Raw genomic sequence first — 23,524 nt, forward strand, 5'->3', positions numbered from 1 at the left:
ACGGGCCATAAATAAAAACACCTCCGAACTTATCTTAAGTGCGGAGGTGTTTTTCTATTCGCGTTATGAACGACTAAAGGTTAGACACTAATAACTGCGGTGTGGCTTTTTGCTGAAGATAGATACTAAAGCGACTTCCTTTACCTACTTCGGATTCAACTCGTATTTCGCCGCCAGTTTGGCTCAAAATACTTTGAGAAACGGACAAACCTAAGCCTGTGCCGTCTCTTTTTGTGGTATAGAAAGGCGAGAATATACGTTTCAGTTGGTCTTCCTTAATACCACAGCCCTCATCTTCAACATGAACGATCGCACCATGAGATACTCCATTTTCAACCCAATCTTCACTCGAGATAGTCAATGTGCCCTGTCCGTCCATCGCGTGAATCGCGTTCATTTGCAGGTTCACTAGAATTTGCAGCAATTGGTTTCGGTTCACTTCGACTGAGGTTTTAGCATTCAATTGCGAGACATACACAATGCCTTTCTTTTTTGCGCCTGTTTTTACGAGCGTAATACTTTCATCGACAATTGGATTGATATGTTGCCAAGTGATTTCGTCTTGTACACCACCGTGTCGGCTGTATTGAAGTAAGCTTCGTGTGATGTTTCGGATTCGGTCGATCTGCTCCATGATCGCGTGGACTTCTTCGTCTACACGAGCCACTTCGTCACCTAGTTCAAACTTCATTAGCTCAACGTTGCCTAGAATTACTGCTGTCGGATTATTGATTTCATGGGCAATACCTGCGGTTAACTCACCTAACGCGGCTAATTTTTCGTTGACCACCAGCTTATCTCTAGCTTGGTTGAGAAGCTGGATGTGCAGTTCGAGTTCTTCCGTTTTCTCTTTCAAACTGGCGGTACGAGAATGAACCTTACATTCGAGTTCAGACGCAGCTTGTTGAATCTCTTGATTACGCTCGTGGAGCAGATCTAACATTTTGTCGAACTGTTTCGCAAGCAACGTAAGTTCGTGTTGATCATCCAAACCCAACGTACCGATTCGCTTGTCTTGCCCCATTTGGACGAGCTTTACGACTTTATGGATGCGTTCAATTGGGTTGAAAAGATCGCGTGCACCACGGTGTACGATCAAACCCGAAGCTAACAGCAGTAATATGATGGTGATGCTGATTTCACCAAGGTTAGTCAGGTACGTTTCTACGAGTGGCCAGATTAGATAGCCGGTATAAAGCATGCCAATAACGTTATCAAACTGGTCGTGGATTGGTTGATAAGCGGTGATGTACCAAGCGTCGTAAACATATGCTCGGTCTAACCACTTTTGCCCTTGATTCAATACTTTTGAATGAACCTCATGAGAAACGCGAGTACCAATTGCGCGCCCTGCACTGTCTTCACTGCTCAACGGTACATTAGTGCTGACACGTAGGTCATCAAGAAACACAGTAACGGTACCTATGCGGCGATTAAACCCCTCGCGTTGCGGATAAATGAGATTGCTGATCTGATCAACCAACTGTGTGCTGTTATTAAGGAGGATCCCGCCATCAAGAAAACCAATAACGTGATTATTCTTGTCTCGAATTGACACAACGGTGCGGCTAACTAAACCCCGAGTTTCAACGTTTTGATTATTGAGCATTGGGACTTCGGCTTGCCTTGCAAGGTTTTGGTCTAAATCGTTGAGTTCATTTTGGCTCAATACACTAAAGAACGATTCTTTGCGTGTCAGGTCGAGGTATTCACGCTTTTTCCCCATGCTCTCAACACTCCTCCAACGCAAAAAGTCGAGCTCATAGCGAGATTTGTTTTCAGAAACCCAACGTGTGAGCTCTTCCTTTGAAATATCACTCGTAAGTTTACTTCGAAAATTATAAGACTCTGCGAATGCTTGAACGTTATAGGCCTGTTGATTTTGAATTAGATGGATACTGTTGTCGGCAACGTCCAAACGCTCGTCAACATCGATCAAAGCCCCCTGCCACGTATAATGAACAGACCAATACAAAGTGATCGCGACAAGAGCACATAAGGTAAGAATGATGGGAGCGGATGTTAGAAATAGCAGGCGATAACGCACCATGGTTTTGAACCGGAACGTCCACTTTGACCACCAATGACGTCTAATCGGCATATTCAGAGCCTTCTGTGTTCCAATCTTTATATTTACGCTCTAGCGTTTTCCGTGCAACGCCGAGGTCTCTTGCAGCTGCGGATTTATTACCATCATAAAAACTCACCAGTTGCTCGATGTGAGATTTTTCTACTTCTTTGAGTGTCCAAGTGTTGGGGTAACCTTCTGCAGCGTCTACGTTATTCAAGTTTGGTATTTCCGCTCCATGTGACACCGTCACTGAAATGCTGGTGGGCGCAGGATCGCCATTAATTTCGCGCCAATAGTGCGCTGGTGGCTTGTCTAAAAGAATGCATCTTTCGACTAGGTTCTTGAGTTCGCGAATATTTCCTGGCCATTCGTATTCATTCATCGCCAAAATGTCTTCATGCGCCCAGTTTGGGACCGGTACACTAAGTTCACTTGCTAAAAGACGAGTGAAATACGGAACAAGCTCAATTAAATCTGATGGACGTTCTCTCAATGGCACAACATCAATTTTAAGGACATTGAGTCGGTAGAATAGATCGCGACGGAAGTGCCCTTTTTCGACCTCTTGTTGAAGGTTTCGGTTAGTCGCCGCCACTACTCGTACGTCAACGGCAATTTCTTTCTCGCTACCGACTGGACGAATAGTGCGTTGCTCTAACACACGCAACAGCGCTGCTTGCATTGGTAGTGGCATTTCACCAATTTCGTCGAGGAACAAGGTGCCACCACTTGCGACTCTGAATAGACCTTCACGGTTTTTCTTCGCGCCGGTAAATGCGCCAGAGGTATGCCCGAATAGTTCACTTTCAAGAAGTTCTGGGGCGATTGCGCCACAGTTGATTGGCACAAATGGGCCTGTGCGTTTACTCGCTTCATGTACACCACGTGCAACTAGCTCTTTGCCTGTGCCTGACTCACCTTCTATAAGAACGGATGCTCGAGAGGGTGCAAATTGACTGATCAGCAATTTAAGCTGTTTGGTTTTATCTGAGTTACCGATTAACTCGGTCTTGATATGACGGCTAACATCACGCTTCAATGCGTATTGCATTCTTTGATCAAGGCGCTTATCCATACAACGTAGTACAGCTTGTATCATTTGTTCCAAATTGAAAGGTTTAAGAATGAAGTCTGAAGCGCCAAGCTTAAGCGCGGATATGGTCATCTCTAGATCAGCATAGCCAGTCATGAAAATAACATCAGCACGTTTGTCGTTGTCGTTAAAAGCCTCTTCCCACTCAATGCCAGAGCGTCCTGGCAGGTTGATATCAAGAACAATGAGATCAAAATGTTCGCTCGAACGCAGTATTTCAGCTTCTTCAACGGATCCTGCACTCGATACCTTGCCAAAGAACTTACCCAGAGCCTTCTTTAGAATAGCCTGCATCCCTACTTCATCGTCCACGACCAAGACGGAAAACGCTTGATATTGAGTCAATGTGTTTGGGTTGAGGTTCGATGCAGGTGAACTAGGTAAAGACATAATGATTAACCGATGGGGAAAGTTGGGACAGAGTGTACCAATTAACCTTTTGTGCGACAGGGACAATGTGCGACATTTTGTCCTAGCTCATATTTTAATGCATTTTGTTAGCCTAAATGACGCAGTTTTGTTCGATATAACAGCAATTTAATGAAATTTGATGCACTATTTATTGGCATTAAGCTTGCTTATTAGGTGTAGATTCCTAATTACAACAATTAGCGTCTTATGCACATGCCCTTCTTTGAGCCCTTTAAAAATAGAGGCATGTCATTCATTTATAACAGAATGGACATAATAATAATGAAAGCAATTCCCCTAACTATTGCAGCTCTATCTATCGTCAGTTACACGGCTAGCAGCGCGGAAGACACCACTCATATCAAATTGGCGACAACCACAAGTACCTACCACTCAGGCTTACTGGACTACTTATTGCCTGAGTTCGAAAAGGATTCTGGTATTAAGGTTGATGTTCTCGCTGCGGGTACGGGTAAATCACTTCGCATGGGTGAAAACGGTGATGTTGATTTGGTAATGACTCACGCACCAAAAGCTGAAGCGAACTTCGTTGAAAAAGGTTACGGCGTTTTACCTCGTAAGCTGATGTACAACGATTTTGTTATCGTTGGCCCACAAAGCGACCCTGCGAAGATTGAATCTCAAAAAGCAGTAGCTGATGTGTTCAAAGCAATCGCGAACAACAACGTGACGTTTGTTTCTCGTGGGGACGACTCTGGTACTCATAAGAAAGAGATGGGTATTTGGGCACAAACTAAGATGGAGCCAAACTTTGGCGGCTATCGCAGCGTTGGTCAAGGAATGGGTCCTACTCTGAACATGGCGTCTGAAATGCAAGGCTACACCATGACAGACCGTGGTACTTGGTTGGCTTACCAAAACAAACTTGACCTTAAAGTGTTGTTCCAAGGCGACAAGAACCTATTTAACCCTTACCAAGTGATTCTTGTTAACCCAGAACGCTACCCAAGCATCAATTACCAAGCAGCGAAAGTATTCAGTGATTGGTTGGTTAACCCTAAAGGCCAGAAACTGATCAACGACTTTAAACTGCACGGCAAACAGCTGTTTGTTGCAAACGCAGAATAGTTGGTTGCAAGCGCAGAATAGCTTGTTGTAAGAAATGAGTCGTGGGTTGTGAGTAAAGCGTAGCGTTGAAGGTTTAACCCTAACCAATTAGCGCTACGCTTAACTAAACAGTCAACGAGACCACCTAAATAATCACGTTTAAAAACCGTCTTGCTTTAAAGGCATTCACGCTTAGAAACAATCGCTGACCAATACAGGCTCAAATAGTTTGTGTCAGCTATGATTAACATCAGACACTACCGATAAAAGCCTATTATCGATTCAAACGAGATACTTCATGACCCTATGGCAAACAACGATTGATGCAATGAATCTACTGGTGAGTTTTGACCACGAATTGTGGCAAATCGTCGCGGTATCCTTCAGCGTATCTTTGTCCGCCATCTCATTAGTGATTGTTCCTGCAATCCTTATGGCTTTCTTACTGGCTTACACCGAATTCCCCGGTAAATGGGCGCTGCTTTCGGTGATCAACACCTTACAAGCGATACCGACCGTGGTAATTGGCTTGTTGATGTACATGATGCTCTCTCGTTCTGGTCCTTTAGGTGACTGGCAATTACTGTTCACGCAAAAGGCGATGATTCTAGGTCAGATGCTGATCTGTTTCCCTATCCTAGTTGCGATGATGCATGGCGCTCTGCAGGCCAGTGACCGCCGAGCAGTAGAAACAGCGCGCACTCTTGGCGTATCAACAACACGAGTCGCGTGTACCTTGATTTGGGAAACTCGTTTCCCTCTATTGGCTGCAACCATTGCTGCCTTCTCTCGTATCGTCACAGAAGTAGGTTGTTCAATGATGGTGGGTGGCAACATTATGGGGATGACAAGAAACATCCCAACAGCTATCGCCATGGAAAGCCACAAAGGCGCATTCGCTCAAGGCGTCGCCCTCGGTATGGTGTTATTAGCATTGGCATTAGCCCTTAACTTTTTCCTTTCCAGTGTGAGAGGAAAAGGCTATTTAAGAACTTAGGAACGCTGTCATGAGTATAAAAATAACAACGCAGCAAATTTCAATGCGCTACAAAGAGCGTGTTTTGTTCCACATCCCCGAATTGTCGATCGGCCCCAACGATGCCATTTATCTCAAAGGGGACAATGGCGTTGGCAAAACGACCCTACTTAAAATCTTATCAGGATTGATCAAGCCGAGCTCTGGCCGTATTCAGTCTCCGACACAAAGCTGGCAACATAGCCTGTTTCCTCGGTTAAAATTTAAAGACATCATCTATCTCCACCAAACTCCTTACCTTTTTGATGGCTCGGTGTACCAAAATGTCGCTTATGGCATTCGCTTTAATAAAGAGGGTCAAAAAGATAAGCGAGCTCAAATAATTAATGCATTAAGAATGGTAGGTTTAGAAACCTTGGCAGATGAGCACATTTCTGTGTTGTCTGGTGGTGAGCGCCAACGCGTGGCAATGGCCCGTGCTTGGATTCTTAAGCCTTCAATCTTGCTTATGGATGAACCAAGTGCTTCTTTAGACAAAGAATCTATTGAAAGATTGGTGATTATGGCCGAAGATCTTCTTCAGAGAGGCGCGAGTTTGGTCATCACTAGCCACCAAACTAACGCGTTAACCGATTTATGTAAGAAGCAGTGGTGGATCAAGGACAACACTTTGACTGAATCACCGCTTCTGCAAGTTATTAAAAAGAACAAAGCACAAGAGAATATTTATGCTGCTTCCAACGCAAACTAGTTGGGTTATTTTGGCTGGCGGACAAGCCAGCCGCATGGGCGGAAAAGATAAAGGACTCGTTGAGCTCAACGGTTCTCCGCTTATTCAATACGTTATTAACAAGCTGTCACAACAAGATGTCAGCATTACCATCAATGCCAACCGTAACTTAGACAGTTACCAAGCATTTGCACCGGTTGTTTCCGATTCTTTCCCTGACTATCCAGGCCCATTGGGCGGCATTCATGCTGGCCTTAAAAACGCGAGCACAGATTGGGTCGGCTTTGTCCCTTGCGACAGCCCACAGATTAGTGATGACCTTGTTGAACGTTTTTGTGCAGCAGTAAAAGAAGACAGCGACATTCTTGTCGCGCATGATGGCGAATTTAAGCAACCAGTATTCACCCTATTCCACAAACGTGTTCTACCAAAGTTAGAAGCGTTTTTGGAACGTGGTGATCGTAAAATTATCTTGCTGTACAAAGAGTGTGTCACGGAATACGTTGATTTTAGCGATTCTCCTAACTGCTTTGTTAATCTCAACACGCCAGAAGAACTCACCCAATTCGGAACGCTTCAATAATGAAAGATTCTAAACAACGCCCTAACCTTCCTTTATTGGGCTTTGCTGCTTACAGTGGCACAGGCAAAACAACCGTATTAGAAGCTCTGCTTCCTTTATTGACAGAGTCGGGTTTAAAAGTTGGTGTGCTAAAACATGCTCACCACGATTTTGATGTCGATAAGCCGGGCAAAGACAGCTACCGTTTACGCAAAGCGGGCGCAAATCAAATGCTGATAGCTTCGCGTAACCGTCATGTGATGATGACTGAGACTCCAGAAGCAGAAGCCGATTTTGATTACCTGTTGACTCGTTTTGATACCAACACACTTGATCTGATTTTGGTTGAAGGCTGTAAGAACATTGCTTTCCCTAAAATCGAGCTTCACCGTGATGAAGTGGGTAAACCTTGGTTGTACCAAAACGATGACAACATCATTGCTATTGCTGCTGATAACCACGTTGAATCTGACTTACCTCAAATGGCGATCAACGACTTAGAAGCGATTCGTGATTTCATCATCGATTACGCGCAGTCCTTTGACCTTTCCTCTACAAAAGGCAAAGCAGCGTCATGCTCATCTTCAAAAGACGCAGCGCCCGCGGTGTGTTGTGATTCGTTCTCTCCAGCAGGTTTAACCGTAACTCAGGGCCAACAAAAGATTGTTGATAGCATTGACGCGCTTGATCTCACAGAGAGTGTTGAATTACTGCAAGGCTACGGTCGTGTGTTGGCTGAAGATGTGATCTCGCCAATCAACGTCCCACAGAATACTAATTCTGCAATGGATGGCTACGCGATTCGTAGTGAAGATCTTGAATTGGATAGCTACAACATTGTTGCTGAAGTTATGGCTGGTCACAGCTACGACAAAACCGTTCAACAAGGTGAAGCTGTTAAGATCATGACGGGTGCACCAATGCCAGATGGCGTTGATGTTGTTGTGATGCGTGAGCAAGCCGTGCAAGATGGCGATAAAGTTAGCTTCCCAGATGCGAAAATCTCAGTTGGACAAAATGTCCGTATGGCCGGTGAAGATTTAGAAATTGGCCAACCTGTCTTTACGCGTGGCACACGCATCGAAGCACCAGAAATGGGTATGATGGCGTCGTTAGGTTTCGGTACCTGCCCTGTTCTGCGTAAAGTGAAGGTGGGTGTGTTCTCAACGGGTGATGAAGTTCAGGCACCGGGCGTTGAGCAAAAGCCAAACTCTATCTACGACTCGAACCGTTTCACGATCATCGGCATGCTTCAAAAGCTAGGTTGCGACATCGTTGATTACGGCATTATCGAAGATGACGAACAAAAGATGATGGATGTACTGCATTCAGCGTCGTTAGAGACCGATATGGTTCTGACGTCTGGTGGCGTGTCTGTTGGTGATGCTGACTACATCAAACTCGCGTTAGATAAGTTGGGTGAGATTAACTTCTGGCGTATCAACATGCGTCCAGGCCGCCCTCTTGCTTACGGCAAAATTGAAGACAAACCTTTCTTCGGTTTACCTGGCAACCCAGTAGCCGTGATGGTGTCGTTCATTAACTTTGTTGAGCCTGCGATCCGCAAGCTACAAGGTCAAACCAACTGGACACCTGTTAAAGCGAATGCGGTAGCGACAGAACAACTGCGCTCACGCCAAGGCCGTACTGAATTCAGTCGTGGTGTGTTTTCGATGAATGAATCAGGCGTGCTTGAAGTGAAAACGACGGGCAAGCAAGGTTCAGGTATTTTGCGTTCAATGAGCGAAGCAAACTGTCTAATCGAGATTTCACCAGCGGTAGATACTGTAAAAGCCGGTGAAACGGTGACGATCATTCCTTTGCAAGGCCGTGTGTAAATAAACAAGATTGTTAGCTTTAAGCGAACTTTAAGCTAGCAAATTCAGAGTAATACATACTCTAAATAGATGAAGCCCCTGATATTGGATATCAGGGGCTTTCTTTTTATGGGGGCTTGTATACAGAGTTGAATTAAACAAGCTCTACTTTAAGTAATCTGCAGTCGACCAAATTATAGTTGTTACGGCCATTTTCTTTGATTTGATAGAGCTGTTTGTCTGCAATATCACAAATCATTTTAAAGTTTCGATCCACATTGTCACTGGCTAAGTCGACGTTAACCCCACCAATAGAGAGTGTTAATTGTTCCGCATAGAGAGCTTTAGGGTTTGCTAATTTGACTTCATTTAGCATCTTTCGCAGAGTGACAACCTTATTTTCAATATCACCACTACTCTGTCCGAAGCAAATCGCCATGAACTCATCACCACCATATCTGAAAAGGTAGTCATTCTTGGTTGTGAATGTTTTTTTAAGTAAGCGACTGATAATACGAAGCGCTTCGTCGCCCTCTAAATGCCCATGAAAATCGTTATAAGCTTTATACTCGTCAACATCGATCATAAGGACCGCTAGAGATTGTTTTTGGTAGTAAGCGTTATGTATTAAGACTGGCGTGATGTTATCTAATTGATATCTATTAGCTAGACCTGTTAGTGGGTCAGTAGTACTCAAGATTTCGAGTGTTTGATTCGCACTTTCTAGACGCTGTCGTTGCTTTTGATTTTCTAGCGACACGGCAATAAAGCTAGCTAAATGTTCTATAAGCTGACAATGGTGTTCCTGATATTGGTTTGGTAGATGATGCTGAACTGACAGAAAGCCGATTAATTTTTCATTAAGAATGATTGGCGTTAGAATCATTGAGTTCGTATCAAGCTCGCCACGAAACGTAACGAAATTATCGTCTTGTGTGGTTTTACCGATATAGGGTTCTAGAGCCGCATCTGTCGCGCTATTAAAATGAACGGTAGCTCGCTTGCGAATCACATACGTACCAATGGTTTGGTTCTCTTGGCAAACTACTTTTAGGTTCGGTATTAATCCTTGAGTATCAACAAAATAGCGGTAGTCGAGTATGTCTGATTTATCGTCATACATAGCAATCCCAAACTCAGATGTTGGTAGAATCATATTTATCTTATGGAGTATCTCAGGCAGTACGCTTTCTAAATCTGCAGCGGTTGCTATGAATTGACCAATGTCAGTGAGCGCACCCATATATTTTTGCATTTGAGTCAGAACGTCATTTTGCTTCTTACTCTGAATGGTACCTACCCCTTCTAGAATACGTTCGCTCTGTTCGCGCTCATAACTTCTCATGTGTTTTTCTAAAAGATCCACATGCTGAGTTTGAAGTGCCGCTAAACCAGACCAATCCTCTTCATTTCGAAAGAGCTTCGCCTTAGTTTGGGCATAGATAGCATAAGAACGGTAACTACTCTTTAGATCAAAATTCTGTTCAAGAAAAGCGCACCCTACTTTTGCTTGTTCTCGCTCTCCAATGCCTTCTAAGAATTGAAACCAGTAAACCAAATTTTCTTTTCGATTATGCTCATCTCTCGATTTTTTGAAGTGCTCTTCTGCCTGATAAAATGCATCTAATACATCACTATCATCGAAGCCTCCCCACAAGAGCATGGTTTGCCCTAGGTAACTATGACAAAGAGCTATCGTCCTGTGACTAGAAAGCGAGGTGCCTATTCTTTTCGCTTCCATAATGGCGCTAACCGCTTGCTCAAACTCATTTGTATGTGCACAGCTATAGGCTAGGTTTAAATGGCTGACAGCACAATCTAACAGGCGATTCGCATTTTGAGATGAAATAATGGCTTTACGAGCATATTGCTTCGCTTGTTCGTATTTTTCTAAGCTTAAGTGCAAGTCACTTAGATTACAGAATATAAGTGACTTAAAATTGTCATCAACTAGGTGTAAGTTTTCTAGTGTCTCTGAGTAACAAGCATACGCTGATTGATAATCACCACGAATGTTATGGGTAGACGCAAGTAACCCGATGACAAATACATATAGTTGAATTTCTTCAGGAGCAATGACGTTTAGGCAGGCTTTATAATGCTCAGCAGCGTCAGAAAGGTTATCGTGGCGATAGCTTGTGAAACCTTTAAGGAAAAGCGCGATTGAATCCGGGATCGGTTGATTATTCGCTTCGCATAGACTCGTTATTCTGTCTTCGACTTCTTTTAATCCTTTGATTCCAGGGTAGTTCTGGATTCGCGTTATAATTCCCATGATCTTTGGGTAAAGCGTATTGCTCATAAGTTCCGTTTAAGTCAGCCAGATTAAAAAATAACGAATAGTATACCACAAAATGCTTATTACACATTCCATTCATGAGGCTAATAAGTGGTAATTTCCTATCATTATCTTGAGTGGCGTACTGTTTTTATGTAGAGTGCGCGCAAAGTAATAATTATATTGGAGAGCACCATGGCTCGTACCATTCTGTACACTTATAAAGATGAAGACAAAGAGTTATTGTTTTCGAAACAAGAACACCGCACGATCCAAGAAGCTGTTGCAGCAGCTGAAGGTATCGACATCACTGAGTATCTAAAAACTGAGCAGCAGCTTGAGTTCATTTCTGATACTAAAGCGGTTCGTAACTACCAAGACAACTATTTCCGTAAGCTTGGTTTTACTAAGCTTACATTGAAGCAAAAAGACAACCTTGGTGTTGGTAAAAAGAAGAAGTAAGCCCTCTGGCTCTTTTTCTTGATATGTAGCTTCTAGCTTTTCGTTTGTAATTAGAGCTAAGAGCTGAAGAAACGAAAACACTGAACAATAAAAAATGCCGCAACCTCTTTCGAGATTGCGGCATTTTTATTTGTTCTTTTTAACTATCTAACCTTAGCTAGCTTAACGGTAAGTAACGATTACTTAATGTTAAGGAATGCAGCGCCACGAACACCGCCTGAATCACCGTGTTTCGCTTTGATGATTTTCGGACACTTCGCTACAGACAGTAGGTATTTAGGGATACGCTTTGGCATCTCTTCGTAGATAAGTTCGAAGTTTGAAAGTCCGCCACCCAGTGCAACAACGTGTGGGTCAAGACCCGTAAACAGGTTTGCAAAACAGATAGCCAATAGCTCCATAAAGCGATCTACGTGCTCAGCGGCTTTTGATTCGCCTTCGTTGTATGCTTGAATGATCTCGATCGCTTTCTTCTTCTCACCGAAGTAGTGCTCGTAAATCAGTTCGAAGCCGCGACCCGATAAGTAACTGTCTAAACAACCTTTCTTACCACAACCACAACCCAGTAGCGGTGCGTTGTCGCCAAGGTGGAACCAAGCATCTAGAGGAAGGCGCATATGACCTAATTCACCAGCAACGTGGTTACGACCAGAGAACACTTTACCTTCATAAACTAAACCGCCACCGAAGCCTGTACCTAGAATTAGGCCTGCTACTGATGGTTCGTCTTTAAGTTCATCATCCCACGCTTCTGAAAGCGCAAAACAGTTTGCATCATTTTCAATTTTGACACTACGACCAATAAGCGCTTCTAGGTCTTTGCGTAGTGGTTTCCCCGTTGAAGCTGGTACGTTAACAACCAGCATTGTGCCGTCGTCAGCATCTTCCATTCCAGGAAGACCAAGACCAATTTTGCCTTCGCAAGAAAATTCGTTGTCGTACTTCTTTACCAAACCAGCAATTGTATCAAGTAGCAGTTGATAATCTTCAGTGGGCGTTGGTACGCGTTCTGTCGCTACTCGCTCAAGTTTTTCATTGAACGCACCAAACTCAATCTTTGTGCCGCCAACATCGAAGCCGTAATACATGAAATCTCTCCAATTTTTCCCTAAATTCGGGCAAATAAATTTTTGTAAATAAACAACTAAAGAGCATTATCCATAACACTCCCCCTACAAACCGTGATAGATGACAAACTTATCCCGTGTTTGAGTTTGTTTGAACAACAAGTCAGCACAAAGCGGTTAAAGGTTAGAGTGACTTCTCACTTTTAGTATGATCTATGAAAGCATTCAGGCTCGGTTTGGTTGGATCTGACTTATAACGTGTCTTACTTAACATGTAACTTTCCCGAAATGTCTCAAACCATAGCTGTAAAGTCTTGGCACCCTGCTCTTCACCAGCCTGTTTCAAAACCAAGCTCGCCACTTCTGCTGTCGAAAGATGTTGTTCATTGTCTGACTTGCGCATCATGTATTGAGAAACTGACTCGGGCTCAATCGATAACACAGGTAAATCTTGCAGATATTCTGAGCGACGAAAAATTCGACGGGCCTCGCGCCAGCTACCATCAATAAAGATCAGCAATAGTGTCTTATTCGAATCCCGCATTTCGCCCAGATCCGTAACCACACGCGATTTGTCATCTGTATAGTCTTCGGGGAACACTACAACAGGTTGATAGTTGTCATCTTTTAAGACATCCAACATTTCCTGGTTGGGCTCTGTGCGATGCCATAGGTAAGCGTAACTGTCTTTTACTGTATCGAGAATCAATCGACCTGTATTACTTGGTTTCAATATTTCGTTATCTGACAAGATCAACATGGTCGCGACGTTCGTACTTACGTTTGGTTGATGTTCACAGATACAGCTGTCTTGTTTTATTTTACAGAACTCACATCGCACTACTTTACACCCGCGCGCATTAAACGGCTTAGTAGCAATGGATAAACGATGTTGATATAAACGGTGAAAAACGTGGATTCTCATGGACAATAACGATAAATCTAGAAAAGTGGCACGATTGTACTTACAGTGTCCTTAGAATGATAGAAGGAATACCCATGCAAGACCCATCCCTGCTCCGCCTTGTTTGTTTTATTGTCGTTTTTGGATTGTGTGCGCTTTGGGAGTACCGCTTTCCCCGGAAAACACTGACTCAAAGTAAATGGTTTCGTTGGGGTAATAACTTTGCGTTGGTTGCTTTAAACAGTTTTCTATTAGCCACTCTAATTCCAATCGCAGCATTTCAAGCGGCGGTTATCGCACAAGAAAACCAATGGGGTCTGTTCAATACCCTGTCACTCCCTAAAGAATTCACCATTCTGTTCTGTGTCTTACTGTTAGATTGCGCTATTTACTTGCAGCACTTGGTGTTTCACCGTGTTTCATGGCTATGGAAGTTACACCGAGTTCATCATGCGGATCTAGATATTGATGTCACAACCGGAACTCGCTTTCATCCAATTGAGATGATTCTTTCAATGCTGATTAAAGTGAGTTTAGTGATCGCGCTTGGTGTACCTGTCATCGCTGTTGTCATTTTTGAAATTGTTCTTAACGCCAGTGCGATGTTTAACCACAGCAATGCGCGTCTGCCACTGTGGATTGATAAGCGATTGAGAAAAGTGATTGTGACACCAGACATGCACCGTGTTCATCACTCGATCATTGTTAAGGAAACGCACTCAAACTTTGGTTTTTTCTTATCGGTGTGGGACATTTGGTTCAAAACTTATCGCGCTCAACCTAAGCTTGGCCATGATAACGTTAAGATTGGCGTTCCAGAGATTCAAGATGGTAAAGAGCAACGGTTAGACTTAATGCTACGGCAGCCATTTGTACGATTCCCGACAACGAAAGACTAGGTTCGAATTCAGTTGAGTCTCAGTTTTTATTGAGATCAAACCTATCTTAATAACAAACCCGTCTCCATAACAAACCAAGCTTAATACCAAAGCAAAACGCCCTTAGATTCTTGTGAAAACTTAAGGGCGTTTCTGTATCAATAGGAATTTAAGCGTACTTAGTGCTTCAACTATTATGCTGTCAGGCTTAACTCAGCACGCTCGGTTTATTTGAGGGCGCTTGTTTATTTCAACACGCTCGTTTATTTCAGTACGTATTTATGAAGCATAGCTTGTTGGTACCCTGCTATCTCGGCGACTTGTTCTGAGCTTTCAATCATAGACTCTAACTGCAACTTGGTATCTTCACCCTGCTCCGATACACGGGTGATTGAATGTGTAACATCAACAGTGGCTCGGGCTTGTTGTTCTGTCGCCACCATGATTTGCTCGACTCGTCCTTTAATCTGACTCACTGCAACTTCAATCTTTTCAAAAGCTTGCTTGACATCACTACTGGTTTCCAGTGCATTCGCCATTTCGTTTCTCGACTCTGTTACAGACGCCCGTGAGCGATCAGCGGCTGCTACCAATTCATTCATCATATTTCGAATATTAGTGGTTTGCTGGGAAGTATCGCTGGCTAGTTTTCTTACTTCATCGGCGACCACTGCAAAGCCTCGGCCTTGATCTCCTGCTCGAGCTGCTTCTATTGCTGCATTCAATGCGAGTAAGTTAGTGTTGTCAGCAATGCCACTGATCATGTCGACCATTTCGCGAATCTGTTTAACACGTCCGTCTAAGTCGGCCATCGATTCTTCATTCATGCTTAAAGAGTGTTCTAGTGCATGCAGTCGCTGCTGGTTAAGTCCAACAACTTGACTCCCTGTCACTGACTCATTTTCAGCAAGCTGGGCGTCATCATTTGAGGCGTTAGAAATACGTGCAATTTCACCAATAGATGCTTCAAGTTCTGTAATGGTGGTAATCATGTTTTGAAGTGATTCATTTTGGTCGTGTAAGCTTGAGTTAGTTTGCTCTGCGGCATCGTGACTGACTTCCGCTGTTTGATAAAGCGTTTCACAGTTTCGTGTTACCAAGCGCACCGAATCAGCGGTTGAGTCAACAACAGAATTAAGTTTTGATGCGATAACTTGCAATTCCAATGGGCCAACTAATTGACTCTGTTTTGAAAAATCGTGTTCCGCGAGTAAGCTCATTTGTTGAGTAATGTTCCTGAGTCCTTTGTTCACCCAGTGACGCAATACGAACCATGAAATAGAAATGATGGCCGTTATCACTAATCCGCTAATAAATAGTACTTTGTCTATCGTCGCAATTGTCTGATTGACCACAAACTCGCTTTCATCAATTAAAATGGAAGCGGTGTTCGATAGTTGATTTAAGGTCCCTATCACGGTGTTAGCCAGATAGATGACTTTTGCTAAGTCGGCTTCTTGTTGCTCAACAAGTTCTAGCTTTTGCAGGATTTGTCTTAATACACCGTTATCTGCAAAGCCAGATTTAACCATCTCATAAGGCGCTGTTAAGCTTGCGAACTCTACGATGTCTGGATGCCATTCAGAAAAGTCATCATACGCGAGGTTAATGCCTGCAATTCGATTTCGAAGCTCTCTGTATTCGTCTTGCGCTTTTTCTAAGTCTGATTGCATCATCAACATTAGGAAGGTGTTCGCCATTGCAGAAGCACTCGCTGTGAATCGGTTAGCCGCATCGGAAGCCTCTGGGTTGTTCTGTACAAGGAAAGAACTGATACGGTTCATTTCGGGTCCGATGGAACTCACACCATAGCGAAACTCAGTGACTTGGCCATCGATGAGGTTTTGCTTATTCTGAATTTCAATTTGAGACGACAACACTTGGCTAGTCATCAATTGTAAGGTCGCCATGTTCTCGGTTAAGTTTTGTTTTTGTTCAATGGAAATCGCGTCAGGAAAAGATTGGGATATGAAGAGGAGTTCTTCTAGCGTTTGGTTACTTTCGGCAACTAACACGTCGATCGAGTTGCCTGTTGTGTTAAGCGTATTGAGGTCGGTTGATTGGGTGCTATAAGTAAGAAGTTTTACCTGCTCCAACACGCTTTGTGTTAATTCGGCGTTGTTTAATGCAAGAGGTAATGCTTGTTCCGAAAGTGCTTCAAAATGGCCCCCGACCCGATCGACGCCTCGGAGACTGACCAAAGATAAAAAGATGACGAGCAAAAGAATGGAAATAAATACAGCGGTGACGGTTTGAATGAGCGAGAATGTATAACGTGAAGGTTTTATTGATAAATTTGTGTCGGGCATGTGAAATCCAGTTTGACTACGAAAAAAGATATCCTTAAGTTAGTTCGTATACTAGAAGTCCTTGATGACGTTTATATTTCAGTTTTTTGTCAGAAGAGTTACATATGAAATTCAGAAAAATGGCTGTAGTTACAATAACTTTAGCAACATTGGCTGCTTGTAGCTCGACGCCATCCCCTTCTCAGCTTAGTCAAACCGCACACAAGCCTCTGTCAAAGTTAGAGCAATCAACGACCAATGCGTATATGAGTGTGTATGAACAGTGGAAAGGTGTGCCATATCATTTCGGTGGGACTTCATTTAGAGGCGTAGATTGCTCTGCTTTCGTTCAAATCGCAGTGCAAACTGCGACCCAGCAAGCCTTACCGAGAACCACAAAAGATCAAGTTAAAAAGGGAAAGGAAATAGCGTATGGACAGGCAATAAGTGGTGACTTGGTGTTTTTCAAAACATCGATGACGGTACGACACGTCGGTGTATATTTAGGAAACAATCAATTCCTACATGCTTCGACATCGAAAGGTGTCATTATATCGAGATTGGATAACCCTTATTGGGCCTCTAAGTTTTGGCATTTTAGGCGTTTATAGTGATTAAAAGATTAACTGATAACACAGTTGCTTTGAAGGTACTATTTAAACGCCTATCGCTGTTTAGCCTAGTAAATGTACTAGAAGCTAATTAGTCGTATTGAGCGACCGCAGTATCAAACAGATTCTTCACTAATGCGATGTATTCATCTAAGAATACAATTTGTTCGTTAGTCGCTTTTTTTGACCATACACCAGCTAACACTTCACCTAAATCAGCCACCACTGAATCCGCTTCTTTCAATAGTTGAAAACGAACGCTTGAATGTAACTCAGGGTTTTGCTCGAAAATAGCCATGATATTTGTTGATATCATGTCAGTGATGATGTCTTCGACACTTTCATTACCTGTATCGCCATTACTATTAGTAAAGACATCTAGGTTAAATGATAAGTGTTCGATCAAAGCCAAATAGCCATCGGTTTCTACAACCACAATAAATCTCCGTTTAAGCTCAAGAGCAGATTAATATGTACCTGCCTAATACTATGTATATGAGTCTGTTTGTCATCTCTTTATTACTAAAAACTGTATTAAAGTGATCCGAGTTAGCATTTAAGCTTAAATTTCAATCAAAACACCCTAACTTCACCAAACACACCTAAAATATAGTGAAAAATAATCTCAACCTATTTCTGCGATTCTATTGTATGAAAATCATCATGCCGTGAGATTAGTTCCAAACTATTTCCTTATATCATTCTCAATTTCTGTTTTGATTTCAAAGGGCTTGAATCAGTTCGAGTTCACAAATCAGCCAATTGATTCTACATTAGTTGAAGAAGAGCCAAGAACATTGACGAGTGCGTCTATAAATTGCTCAGATTTATCCTAAACTATTGCTATTAAACAAACTGTATTTCTAACCTTCAGTCTTTGAGGATTTCCTATGTGGCAGGCCATTTCTCAACAACTTTCAGATACTCTTCTATTTAACTTCCAGATAACTGAACGTACCAAGGTTTCTGGTGGCGACATTAACGATTGCTATATGATTAGCGATGGTAACGAACGTTACTTTGTAAAAGTGAACCAGCGAGAATTTTTACCTAAGTTTGAAATTGAAGCTGAGAATTTACGCTTGTTAAGAGAGACTTCTACCGTTTATGTTCCTGAGTTGGTACTGATTGGTAAAACCAAAGAATGCTCGTTCATTATCCTTAATTACTTGCCGACCAAGCCGCTTGAAACAAGCAATAATAGCTATGACTTTGGCGTTCAACTTGCCCAATTGCATCAATGGGGTGAACAGAAAGAGTTTGGTTGTGACCAAGACAATTATATTGGTAGCACCCTTCAACCCAACCCTTGGCACAAGAAATGGGGACGTTTTTTCTCTGAGCAACGCATTGGCTTCCAACTGCAATTGTTAAAAGAAAAAGGCATCGAATTCGGCGATATCGATGATATTGTTGACGTCGTGAATATGCGTCTTGCAGGCCACAACCCTCGCCCTTCTTTGCTTCATGGCGACCTTTGGAACGGTAATGTTGCTAACTCAGCCTTTGGGCCAATCTGTTACGATCCCGCTTGTTATTGGGGCGATCATGAATGTGATTTAGCGCTAACTGAACTGTTTGAAGGGTTTTCAAAAGAGTTTTATGAAGGTTACCAGAGCGTCAATCCACTCGACGTTGGCTATACTGATCGGAAAGACATTTATAATTTGTACCATCTTCTCAACCACTGCAATCAATTTGGCGGCGAGTATTTAGCACAAACTGAGGCGTGTATTCAGAAGATACAGGCCGTTTAATACCAATCACAGCTAGCTACTGCAATCGATATAAGTGCAACGTTGGATATCGCTATTTGTTACGACCCATACAAGCTACTACGATTAGTGCAAGTACAGTGAGGATAATTCGTCATGCATAAATACACAGAGAAACATGTTTCTTGCCCCCATTGTGGTCATGCAATTAGCATAACGCTGGATGCTTCTAATGGGAGCCAAGATTTTTACGACGATTGCCCTGCATGTTGCAATGCAATTCATCTGGACATGCAGGTTGATGAATTGAGAGACAGAATCCATCTCTCGATTGATGCAGACGACGAACAAGTTTTCTAACACACTTTCTCTCTTGTCGAGTTGGCTCTACACCTCGATTTAAAGCTAGCCCAGAAAAACACAAAAATAGAAAAAGAGCACTTAATGTGCTCTTTTTTAATATCTTCGACTTTTACTTAGTCAACGCTTTTAGGGCAAGTGTTATTGATGAACCACTACTACTACTTCTGGTTTGCTAGCACGCGCTCAACAGTATCAACAATCGCTTGTGTTTGAGGATCAAACTCAATATTTACTTGGTCGCCTACTTCGCGGCTGCCAAACAAAGTGCGATTTAGCGTTTCAGGAATCAAGTGTACAGAGAAACGGTTCTCTTCCACTTCACCTATCGTCAATGAACAACCATCAACGCCAATATAACCCTTGCTCAATACATACTTCATTGATTCCTGTGGCAACTCAAACCAAAGCGTGCGGTTGTTTTCAGTCTTGATCACATCCACTAAGTTCGCCATCAACGTAATGTGGCCAGACATACTATGCCCGCCAATTTCATCACCAAATTTTGCTGCTCGCTCAACATTCACTTTATCACCAACAGTCAGTTGGCCTAAGTTCGTCAATCGCAATGTGGCTTGCATTAAATCAAAAGCAATCTGATTGCCCGAAATTTCCGTTACCGTTAAGCAACAACCGTTATGAGCTACTGAGGCACCAATCGCTAATCCCTCAACCATTTCGTCGCTTAGCTCAATGGTATGAGTCTGAAACAACTCTTTTTTGTTTATAGCAACCAGTGTTGCCATTCCTTGAACGATACCTGTAAACATAAGATTCCTATTTAGCATTCTAGGGCGTGTTGACCTTTCTCGGTTAAATTCTGTTCGGATGGGGACGCCTAGTCAAAAGCGTTTTAATCGCGGCGAGGGGGAAGTAGCCTAGCATCCTAAGCAAATATCCCTCAACAAAGAGTAAAACGCTTTTTGCGGGGGCGCCCAGCTCGAACCCTTCGGGCAGCGTTTGCTGGTCATTTTTACTACGTTATCGGCTTCTCATGTAGGCTAGCTACACATCGAAGCCTCTGCCTTGTATAAACACCCAGCAACTCGCTGCAAAAATCAGCTCGAAAGATCAACACGCCCTAATAACAGTTTTTCATAGCAGTTATTGTGACATTTCTTTATGATTCGTCCAGTGGAAGCTTAAGATCATTGTCTCTGATTCCTTCAGAATGTCCTTTCCTACACTATTATTCTAATTTTCCCTCTTATTTGGAGTTGTTTGTGCATCGTTACAAAGAAGAATCCTCGAATCTAATCAAACTTGCGACCCCAGTATTGATCGCATCTGTTGCACAAACTGGAATGGGTTTTGTCGATACCGTAATGGCCGGTGGTGTAAGTGCTATCGATATGGCGGCGGTTTCGATTGCAGCAAGTATCTGGCTACCATCAATCTTATTTGGTGTGGGTCTGTTGATGGCGTTGGTTCCTGTCGTTGCACAACTACATGGTTCTGGTAGACAAGTAAAAATTCCATTTGAGATTCAACAAGGTGCGTTTTTAGCGCTTGTCATCTCCCTTCCAATCATTGGCGTACTTTTTCAGACACAACTGATATTGGAGTGGATGGACATAGAACAACTCATGGCAGAAAAAACCATCGGTTATATGAATGCGGTGATGTTTGCTGTCCCTGCATTTTTGTTGTTCCAAACATTGAGAAGCTTTACAGATGGTATGTCTTTAACTAAGCCTGCAATGGTGATTGGTTTTATTGGCTTGCTATTAAACATCCCGCTTAACTGGATGTTCGTATACGGAAAGCTTGGCGCTCCCGCTCTGGGTGGTGTTGGCTGTGGCGTTGCAACGGCTATCGTATATTGGGTGATGTTTGCTCTGCTGTTCGCTTACGTTTTAACATCAAAGCGTTTGGCTAAAATCAATATCTTCGGTACGTTCCACAAACCTCAGCTCAAAGCACAAATTCGTTTGTTTAAACTGGGCTTTCCAGTTGCTGCTGCTATCTTCTTTGAGGTGACGCTATTCGCTGTTGTTTCTCTGTTGGTTGCCCCTCTTGGGTCTTTGGTTGTCGCCGCACACCAGGTTGCAATTAACTTCTCGTCACTGATATTTATGATACCAATGAGTATCGGTGCCGCCGTGAGTATTCGTGTTGGTCATAAGTTGGGTGAAAACAACACTGAAGGAGCGAAAATCGCGACACACGTGGGAATCATTGTTGGTTTAGTCACAGCCCTAATGACAGCTACATTGACGGTACTATTCAGAGAGCAAGTTTCGTTACTGTACACAGAGAATACGGCGGTAATTACTGTTGCAATGCAATTACTATTGTTCGCTGCAGTTTATCAATGTACTGACGCAATCCAAGTTATCGCTGCAGGGGCTTTGCGTGGATACAAAGACATGCGTTCGATCTTCAACATTACTTTCGTTGCTTATTGGTTGCTTGGTCTTCCTATTGGCTACATTTTAGGAATGAAAGGTTGGATTGTTGAGCCTATGGGCGCGCACGGTTTCTGGGTTGGGTTCATTGTTGGTCTAACGTCTGCAGCTATTATGCTAGGTATGCGTCTGCACTGGATGCACAAACAAGACGACGATGTGCAGTTAGAATTTAGCTCTCGCTGAGTTCTAACTCACTCAACCGGTATCCCTGATATTGAATACGAAAAAGAGCTCTGATATTCAGAGCTCTTTTTCGTTTACTGTGTGTATGACTATATTGTACTGAACAATCTGATTGGTATTAATACTCACTCTTTTCTCTAACGAAGCGCGCAAACTTGGGTTTCCCATTTTGAGTAAAGCCATTGTAGCGAAAGGTAATACGGCTGCCGATCTCAGGCGGCGCAAGTCTCATTTGATCACTGAACCCGCTTCCGATATAAAACTCAACCCCTTCTTCCGTGTGAACCAAAATCGAACCCATCATCCCTTTATACTTCCCTGTCCCGCCTTTGTAGCCAATAACTGTGGCTTCGGCATCGTGATGCCTTTTTAGTTTTAACAGGTCATTGCTTCGACCTGCTTGATAACGACTGGTGATCTTTCTGAGCATCAAACCTTCGCCATTACGTTCATCGACATTGTCTAATTGATAAAACAGAGCTTCTTCATTTTGAATAGGTACATGTTCGATGTAGCTGACATGAGGTTCTCCAATCATACTTACCCAATGCAATATGTTGTAATAGCGCTTTTGATAATCGCCAGTAGCCCCTGGCATATCAAACAGCATCAAGTCTATTTGGCGCCACGCAACATCACTAGGTGTGTGATCGAGGACGGTAGATTGGACTAAGTGGAACTTTCCTCTTCCTGCCCAGAGCTCCCCTTCAAGGTGTACCTTCGGTAAGTTTTTTGTAAACCACTTCGGTGAGTAAATGCGATTCCCATTTCGAGTATAAAGGTGTTGTCCGTCCCAAAGAGCACGAATCCCATCAAGCTTTTCACTCTTCCAGTATTCAGAAACATCAATGCCTTGTTGGTATGTGTTTGCGAGCACCAGATGATCAGGCGGTAAATAGGATGAATGAGAAGAAAGCGAACACGCCCATAGAGTGGCTATCGCCAATTTAGTTAATCTCATCATCTGCTCCGTATTGATATCTGTAGTGGTCAACAAACGCCTTTAATCCTAAGCGTTCTGACACGTAGCTAGACAACCTTTGCTAGAAGATGCGATCAACTCATCAACCTTATTTAACTTTCAATTTCATTCATATAATTAATGACTTATGGGTCTCAAATGTTAACCCATTTTTAGTTCTCATATTGAGAAACCAACTTTCTCAATATGAGATAGAGATTAGTAGTCGATTTAAGTTGTTGAAAAATATGAATATAAAAGTTGGCACATTCAGTGCAATTGTCCATACATACTTAAAAGGAGATATCGCTATGGAACTACGTAAGATTGATTTGAATACAACCACACTAACTCTTTCTATCTTCGGTGATTTAGACGCAGCGGGAAGCCGTGATGCTCAGACTGATATTGACGATGTAATCTCAAATGACGGCCACCCTGAAATCGAAGTCGATTTTAGCCAAGTTGAGTTTTTAGATTCATCTGGTGTTGGCGCAATCGTTTACATGTTCAAACGCCTAACTGAGCGCGAGCGCAACATGCGACTTGAAAATGTGACTGGCCAGCCTCTTGAAATTATGAACTTGCTACGCATTGGCCACGCTATCCCAGTAAATTCAAAAAATCCTACAAATTCATGAAGATCCACTAAGCTAGAAGTAACAAAACATAATAATA

21 protein-coding genes are annotated in these 23,524 nt (G+C 42.9%); 12 read left to right on the forward strand and 9 right to left on the reverse strand.

Translation table 11 applies throughout. From position 1 onward, the window contains the following. Positions 1-73: 73 nt before the first annotated feature. Positions 74-2,101 (reverse strand): cache domain-containing protein, encoded by a 2,028-nt coding sequence (locus ACED25_RS08795; protein ID WP_371695088.1) that lies wholly within the window; start codon positions 2,099-2,101, stop codon positions 74-76. Continuing rightward, positions 2,091-3,554, reverse strand: a complete 1,464-nt coding sequence (locus ACED25_RS08800; RefSeq protein ID WP_371695089.1) for a sigma-54-dependent transcriptional regulator — start codon at positions 3,552-3,554, stop codon at positions 2,091-2,093. The genes ACED25_RS08795 and ACED25_RS08800 overlap by 11 nt, the downstream gene beginning before the upstream one ends. 303 nt (positions 3,555-3,857) lie before the next feature. Here ACED25_RS08800 and ACED25_RS08805 point away from each other — a divergent pair, with 303 nt between their 5' ends. The 5 genes from ACED25_RS08805 to ACED25_RS08825 all read left to right on the forward strand — a co-directional run bounded on the left by ACED25_RS08805 (position 3,858) and on the right by ACED25_RS08825 (position 8,749). Then, positions 3,858-4,664 (forward strand): substrate-binding domain-containing protein, encoded by an 807-nt coding sequence (locus ACED25_RS08805; RefSeq protein ID WP_009846741.1) that lies wholly within the window; start codon positions 3,858-3,860, stop codon positions 4,662-4,664. 277 nt (positions 4,665-4,941) lie between these two features. Next, positions 4,942-5,640, forward strand: coding sequence for an ABC transporter permease (locus ACED25_RS08810; protein WP_009846742.1), 699 nt, complete (start codon positions 4,942-4,944; stop codon positions 5,638-5,640). 10 nt (positions 5,641-5,650) lie between these two features. Further along, positions 5,651-6,370, forward strand: coding sequence for an energy-coupling factor ABC transporter ATP-binding protein (locus ACED25_RS08815; protein WP_371695090.1), 720 nt, complete (start codon positions 5,651-5,653; stop codon positions 6,368-6,370). Continuing rightward, positions 6,348-6,932 (forward strand): molybdenum cofactor guanylyltransferase MobA, encoded by a 585-nt coding sequence (gene mobA / locus ACED25_RS08820; protein ID WP_009846744.1) that lies wholly within the window; start codon positions 6,348-6,350, stop codon positions 6,930-6,932. Before ACED25_RS08815 ends, mobA begins: the two co-directional genes overlap by 23 nt. Beyond that, a complete protein-coding gene (locus ACED25_RS08825; RefSeq protein ID WP_371695091.1) occupies positions 6,932-8,749 on the forward strand; it encodes a bifunctional molybdopterin-guanine dinucleotide biosynthesis adaptor protein MobB/molybdopterin molybdotransferase MoeA in 1,818 nt (605 codons plus the stop codon). Before mobA ends, ACED25_RS08825 begins: the two co-directional genes overlap by 1 nt. Before the next feature lie 133 nt (positions 8,750-8,882). On the opposite strand, the gene ACED25_RS08830 is transcribed toward ACED25_RS08825, so the two are convergent. Continuing rightward, the gene (locus ACED25_RS08830) at positions 8,883-11,030 is read right to left on the reverse strand and encodes a diguanylate cyclase (protein ID WP_371695092.1); all 2,148 of its coding nucleotides are present in this window, start codon (positions 11,028-11,030) and stop codon (positions 8,883-8,885) included. 171 nt (positions 11,031-11,201) lie between these two features. On the opposite strand from ACED25_RS08830, the gene ACED25_RS08835 reads away from it, so the two are divergent. Then, complete coding sequence (locus ACED25_RS08835) at positions 11,202-11,468, forward strand: DUF2960 family protein (protein WP_004733780.1); 267 nt, start codon at positions 11,202-11,204, stop codon at positions 11,466-11,468. A gap of 179 nt (positions 11,469-11,647) precedes the next feature. Here the strand turns inward: ACED25_RS08835 and nagK are convergent, their stop codons facing one another. Together nagK and ACED25_RS08845 are read right to left on the reverse strand one after the other, a co-directional pair. Further along, positions 11,648-12,556: an N-acetylglucosamine kinase gene (gene nagK, locus ACED25_RS08840; RefSeq protein WP_012603950.1), complete on the reverse strand. Its 909-nt coding sequence runs from the start codon at positions 12,554-12,556 to the stop codon at positions 11,648-11,650. A 163-nt stretch (positions 12,557-12,719) separates the two neighbouring features. After that, positions 12,720-13,466 carry a tRNA-uridine aminocarboxypropyltransferase gene (locus ACED25_RS08845; protein ID WP_371695093.1) on the reverse strand — a complete coding sequence of 249 codons (747 nt, stop codon included), beginning with the start codon at positions 13,464-13,466 and terminating at the stop codon, positions 12,720-12,722. Positions 13,467-13,534: 68 nt separating this feature from the next. On the opposite strand from ACED25_RS08845, the gene ACED25_RS08850 reads away from it, so the two are divergent. Beyond that, a complete protein-coding gene (locus ACED25_RS08850) occupies positions 13,535-14,338 on the forward strand; it encodes a sterol desaturase family protein (protein ID WP_371695094.1) in 804 nt (267 codons plus the stop codon). A gap of 242 nt (positions 14,339-14,580) precedes the next feature. On the opposite strand, the gene ACED25_RS08855 is transcribed toward ACED25_RS08850, so the two are convergent. After that, complete coding sequence (locus ACED25_RS08855; protein ID WP_371695095.1) at positions 14,581-16,626, reverse strand: methyl-accepting chemotaxis protein; 2,046 nt, start codon at positions 16,624-16,626, stop codon at positions 14,581-14,583. Between the two features lie 104 nt (positions 16,627-16,730). On the opposite strand from ACED25_RS08855, the gene ACED25_RS08860 reads away from it, so the two are divergent. Continuing rightward, positions 16,731-17,216 (forward strand): C40 family peptidase, encoded by a 486-nt coding sequence (locus ACED25_RS08860; RefSeq protein ID WP_017097841.1) that lies wholly within the window; start codon positions 16,731-16,733, stop codon positions 17,214-17,216. Between the two features lie 91 nt (positions 17,217-17,307). On the opposite strand, the gene ACED25_RS08865 is transcribed toward ACED25_RS08860, so the two are convergent. After that, the gene (locus ACED25_RS08865; protein WP_009846752.1) at positions 17,308-17,652 is read right to left on the reverse strand and encodes a DUF3802 family protein; all 345 of its coding nucleotides are present in this window, start codon (positions 17,650-17,652) and stop codon (positions 17,308-17,310) included. A 454-nt stretch (positions 17,653-18,106) separates the two neighbouring features. On the opposite strand from ACED25_RS08865, the gene ACED25_RS08870 reads away from it, so the two are divergent. Beyond that, a complete protein-coding gene (locus ACED25_RS08870; protein WP_012603955.1) occupies positions 18,107-18,973 on the forward strand; it encodes a fructosamine kinase family protein in 867 nt (288 codons plus the stop codon). A 114-nt stretch (positions 18,974-19,087) separates the two neighbouring features. Further along, positions 19,088-19,291, forward strand: coding sequence for a CPXCG motif-containing cysteine-rich protein (locus tag ACED25_RS08875; RefSeq protein ID WP_012603956.1), 204 nt, complete (start codon positions 19,088-19,090; stop codon positions 19,289-19,291). 161 nt (positions 19,292-19,452) lie between these two features. Here the strand turns inward: ACED25_RS08875 and ACED25_RS08880 are convergent, their stop codons facing one another. Beyond that, positions 19,453-20,061 (reverse strand): riboflavin synthase subunit alpha, encoded by a 609-nt coding sequence (locus tag ACED25_RS08880; RefSeq protein ID WP_371695096.1) that lies wholly within the window; start codon positions 20,059-20,061, stop codon positions 19,453-19,455. 453 nt (positions 20,062-20,514) lie between these two features. Between ACED25_RS08880 and ACED25_RS08885 the strand changes: the two genes are divergently transcribed. Continuing rightward, positions 20,515-21,885: an MATE family efflux transporter gene (locus ACED25_RS08885; RefSeq protein WP_371695097.1), complete on the forward strand. Its 1,371-nt coding sequence runs from the start codon at positions 20,515-20,517 to the stop codon at positions 21,883-21,885. Between the two features lie 118 nt (positions 21,886-22,003). On the opposite strand, the gene ACED25_RS08890 is transcribed toward ACED25_RS08885, so the two are convergent. Next, positions 22,004-22,846, reverse strand: coding sequence for a DNA ligase (locus ACED25_RS08890; protein WP_009846756.1), 843 nt, complete (start codon positions 22,844-22,846; stop codon positions 22,004-22,006). Positions 22,847-23,157: 311 nt separating this feature from the next. Between ACED25_RS08890 and ACED25_RS08895 the strand changes: the two genes are divergently transcribed. After that, positions 23,158-23,487, forward strand: a complete 330-nt coding sequence (locus tag ACED25_RS08895) for an STAS domain-containing protein (protein WP_004733793.1) — start codon at positions 23,158-23,160, stop codon at positions 23,485-23,487. The last annotated feature ends 37 nt before the right edge of the window (positions 23,488-23,524 follow it).

This window comes from Vibrio sp. 1F263 (assembly GCF_041439035.1).
Taxonomy (GTDB): Bacteria; Pseudomonadota; Gammaproteobacteria; order Enterobacterales; family Vibrionaceae; genus Vibrio; species Vibrio tasmaniensis_A.

What these genes read in the sequence shown, in the direction of transcription:
- ACED25_RS08835 (WP_004733780.1), top strand. Translation starts at nt 11,202, where the DNA reads ATGGCTCGTACCATTCTGTACACTTATAAAGATGAAGACAAAGAGTTA.
- ACED25_RS08890 (WP_009846756.1), bottom strand. Translation starts at nt 22,846, where the DNA reads ATGAGATTAACTAAATTGGCGATAGCCACTCTATGGGCGTGTTCGCTT.
- ACED25_RS08810 (WP_009846742.1), top strand. Translation starts at nt 4,942, where the DNA reads ATGACCCTATGGCAAACAACGATTGATGCAATGAATCTACTGGTGAGT.
- ACED25_RS08815 (WP_371695090.1), top strand. Translation starts at nt 5,651, where the DNA reads ATGAGTATAAAAATAACAACGCAGCAAATTTCAATGCGCTACAAAGAG.
- mobA (WP_009846744.1), top strand. Translation starts at nt 6,348, where the DNA reads ATGCTGCTTCCAACGCAAACTAGTTGGGTTATTTTGGCTGGCGGACAA.
- ACED25_RS08825 (WP_371695091.1), top strand. Translation starts at nt 6,932, where the DNA reads ATGAAAGATTCTAAACAACGCCCTAACCTTCCTTTATTGGGCTTTGCT.
- ACED25_RS08860 (WP_017097841.1), top strand. Translation starts at nt 16,731, where the DNA reads ATGAAATTCAGAAAAATGGCTGTAGTTACAATAACTTTAGCAACATTG.
- ACED25_RS08805 (WP_009846741.1), top strand. Translation starts at nt 3,858, where the DNA reads ATGAAAGCAATTCCCCTAACTATTGCAGCTCTATCTATCGTCAGTTAC.
- ACED25_RS08830 (WP_371695092.1), bottom strand. Translation starts at nt 11,030, where the DNA reads ATGAGCAATACGCTTTACCCAAAGATCATGGGAATTATAACGCGAATC.
- ACED25_RS08855 (WP_371695095.1), bottom strand. Translation starts at nt 16,626, where the DNA reads ATGCCCGACACAAATTTATCAATAAAACCTTCACGTTATACATTCTCG.
- ACED25_RS08800 (WP_371695089.1), bottom strand. Translation starts at nt 3,554, where the DNA reads ATGTCTTTACCTAGTTCACCTGCATCGAACCTCAACCCAAACACATTG.
- ACED25_RS08875 (WP_012603956.1), top strand. Translation starts at nt 19,088, where the DNA reads ATGCATAAATACACAGAGAAACATGTTTCTTGCCCCCATTGTGGTCAT.
- ACED25_RS08795 (WP_371695088.1), bottom strand. Translation starts at nt 2,101, where the DNA reads ATGCCGATTAGACGTCATTGGTGGTCAAAGTGGACGTTCCGGTTCAAA.
- ACED25_RS08870 (WP_012603955.1), top strand. Translation starts at nt 18,107, where the DNA reads ATGTGGCAGGCCATTTCTCAACAACTTTCAGATACTCTTCTATTTAAC.
- ACED25_RS08850 (WP_371695094.1), top strand. Translation starts at nt 13,535, where the DNA reads ATGCAAGACCCATCCCTGCTCCGCCTTGTTTGTTTTATTGTCGTTTTT.
- ACED25_RS08880 (WP_371695096.1), bottom strand. Translation starts at nt 20,061, where the DNA reads ATGTTTACAGGTATCGTTCAAGGAATGGCAACACTGGTTGCTATAAAC.
- ACED25_RS08895 (WP_004733793.1), top strand. Translation starts at nt 23,158, where the DNA reads ATGGAACTACGTAAGATTGATTTGAATACAACCACACTAACTCTTTCT.
- nagK (WP_012603950.1), bottom strand. Translation starts at nt 12,556, where the DNA reads ATGTATTACGGCTTCGATGTTGGCGGCACAAAGATTGAGTTTGGTGCG.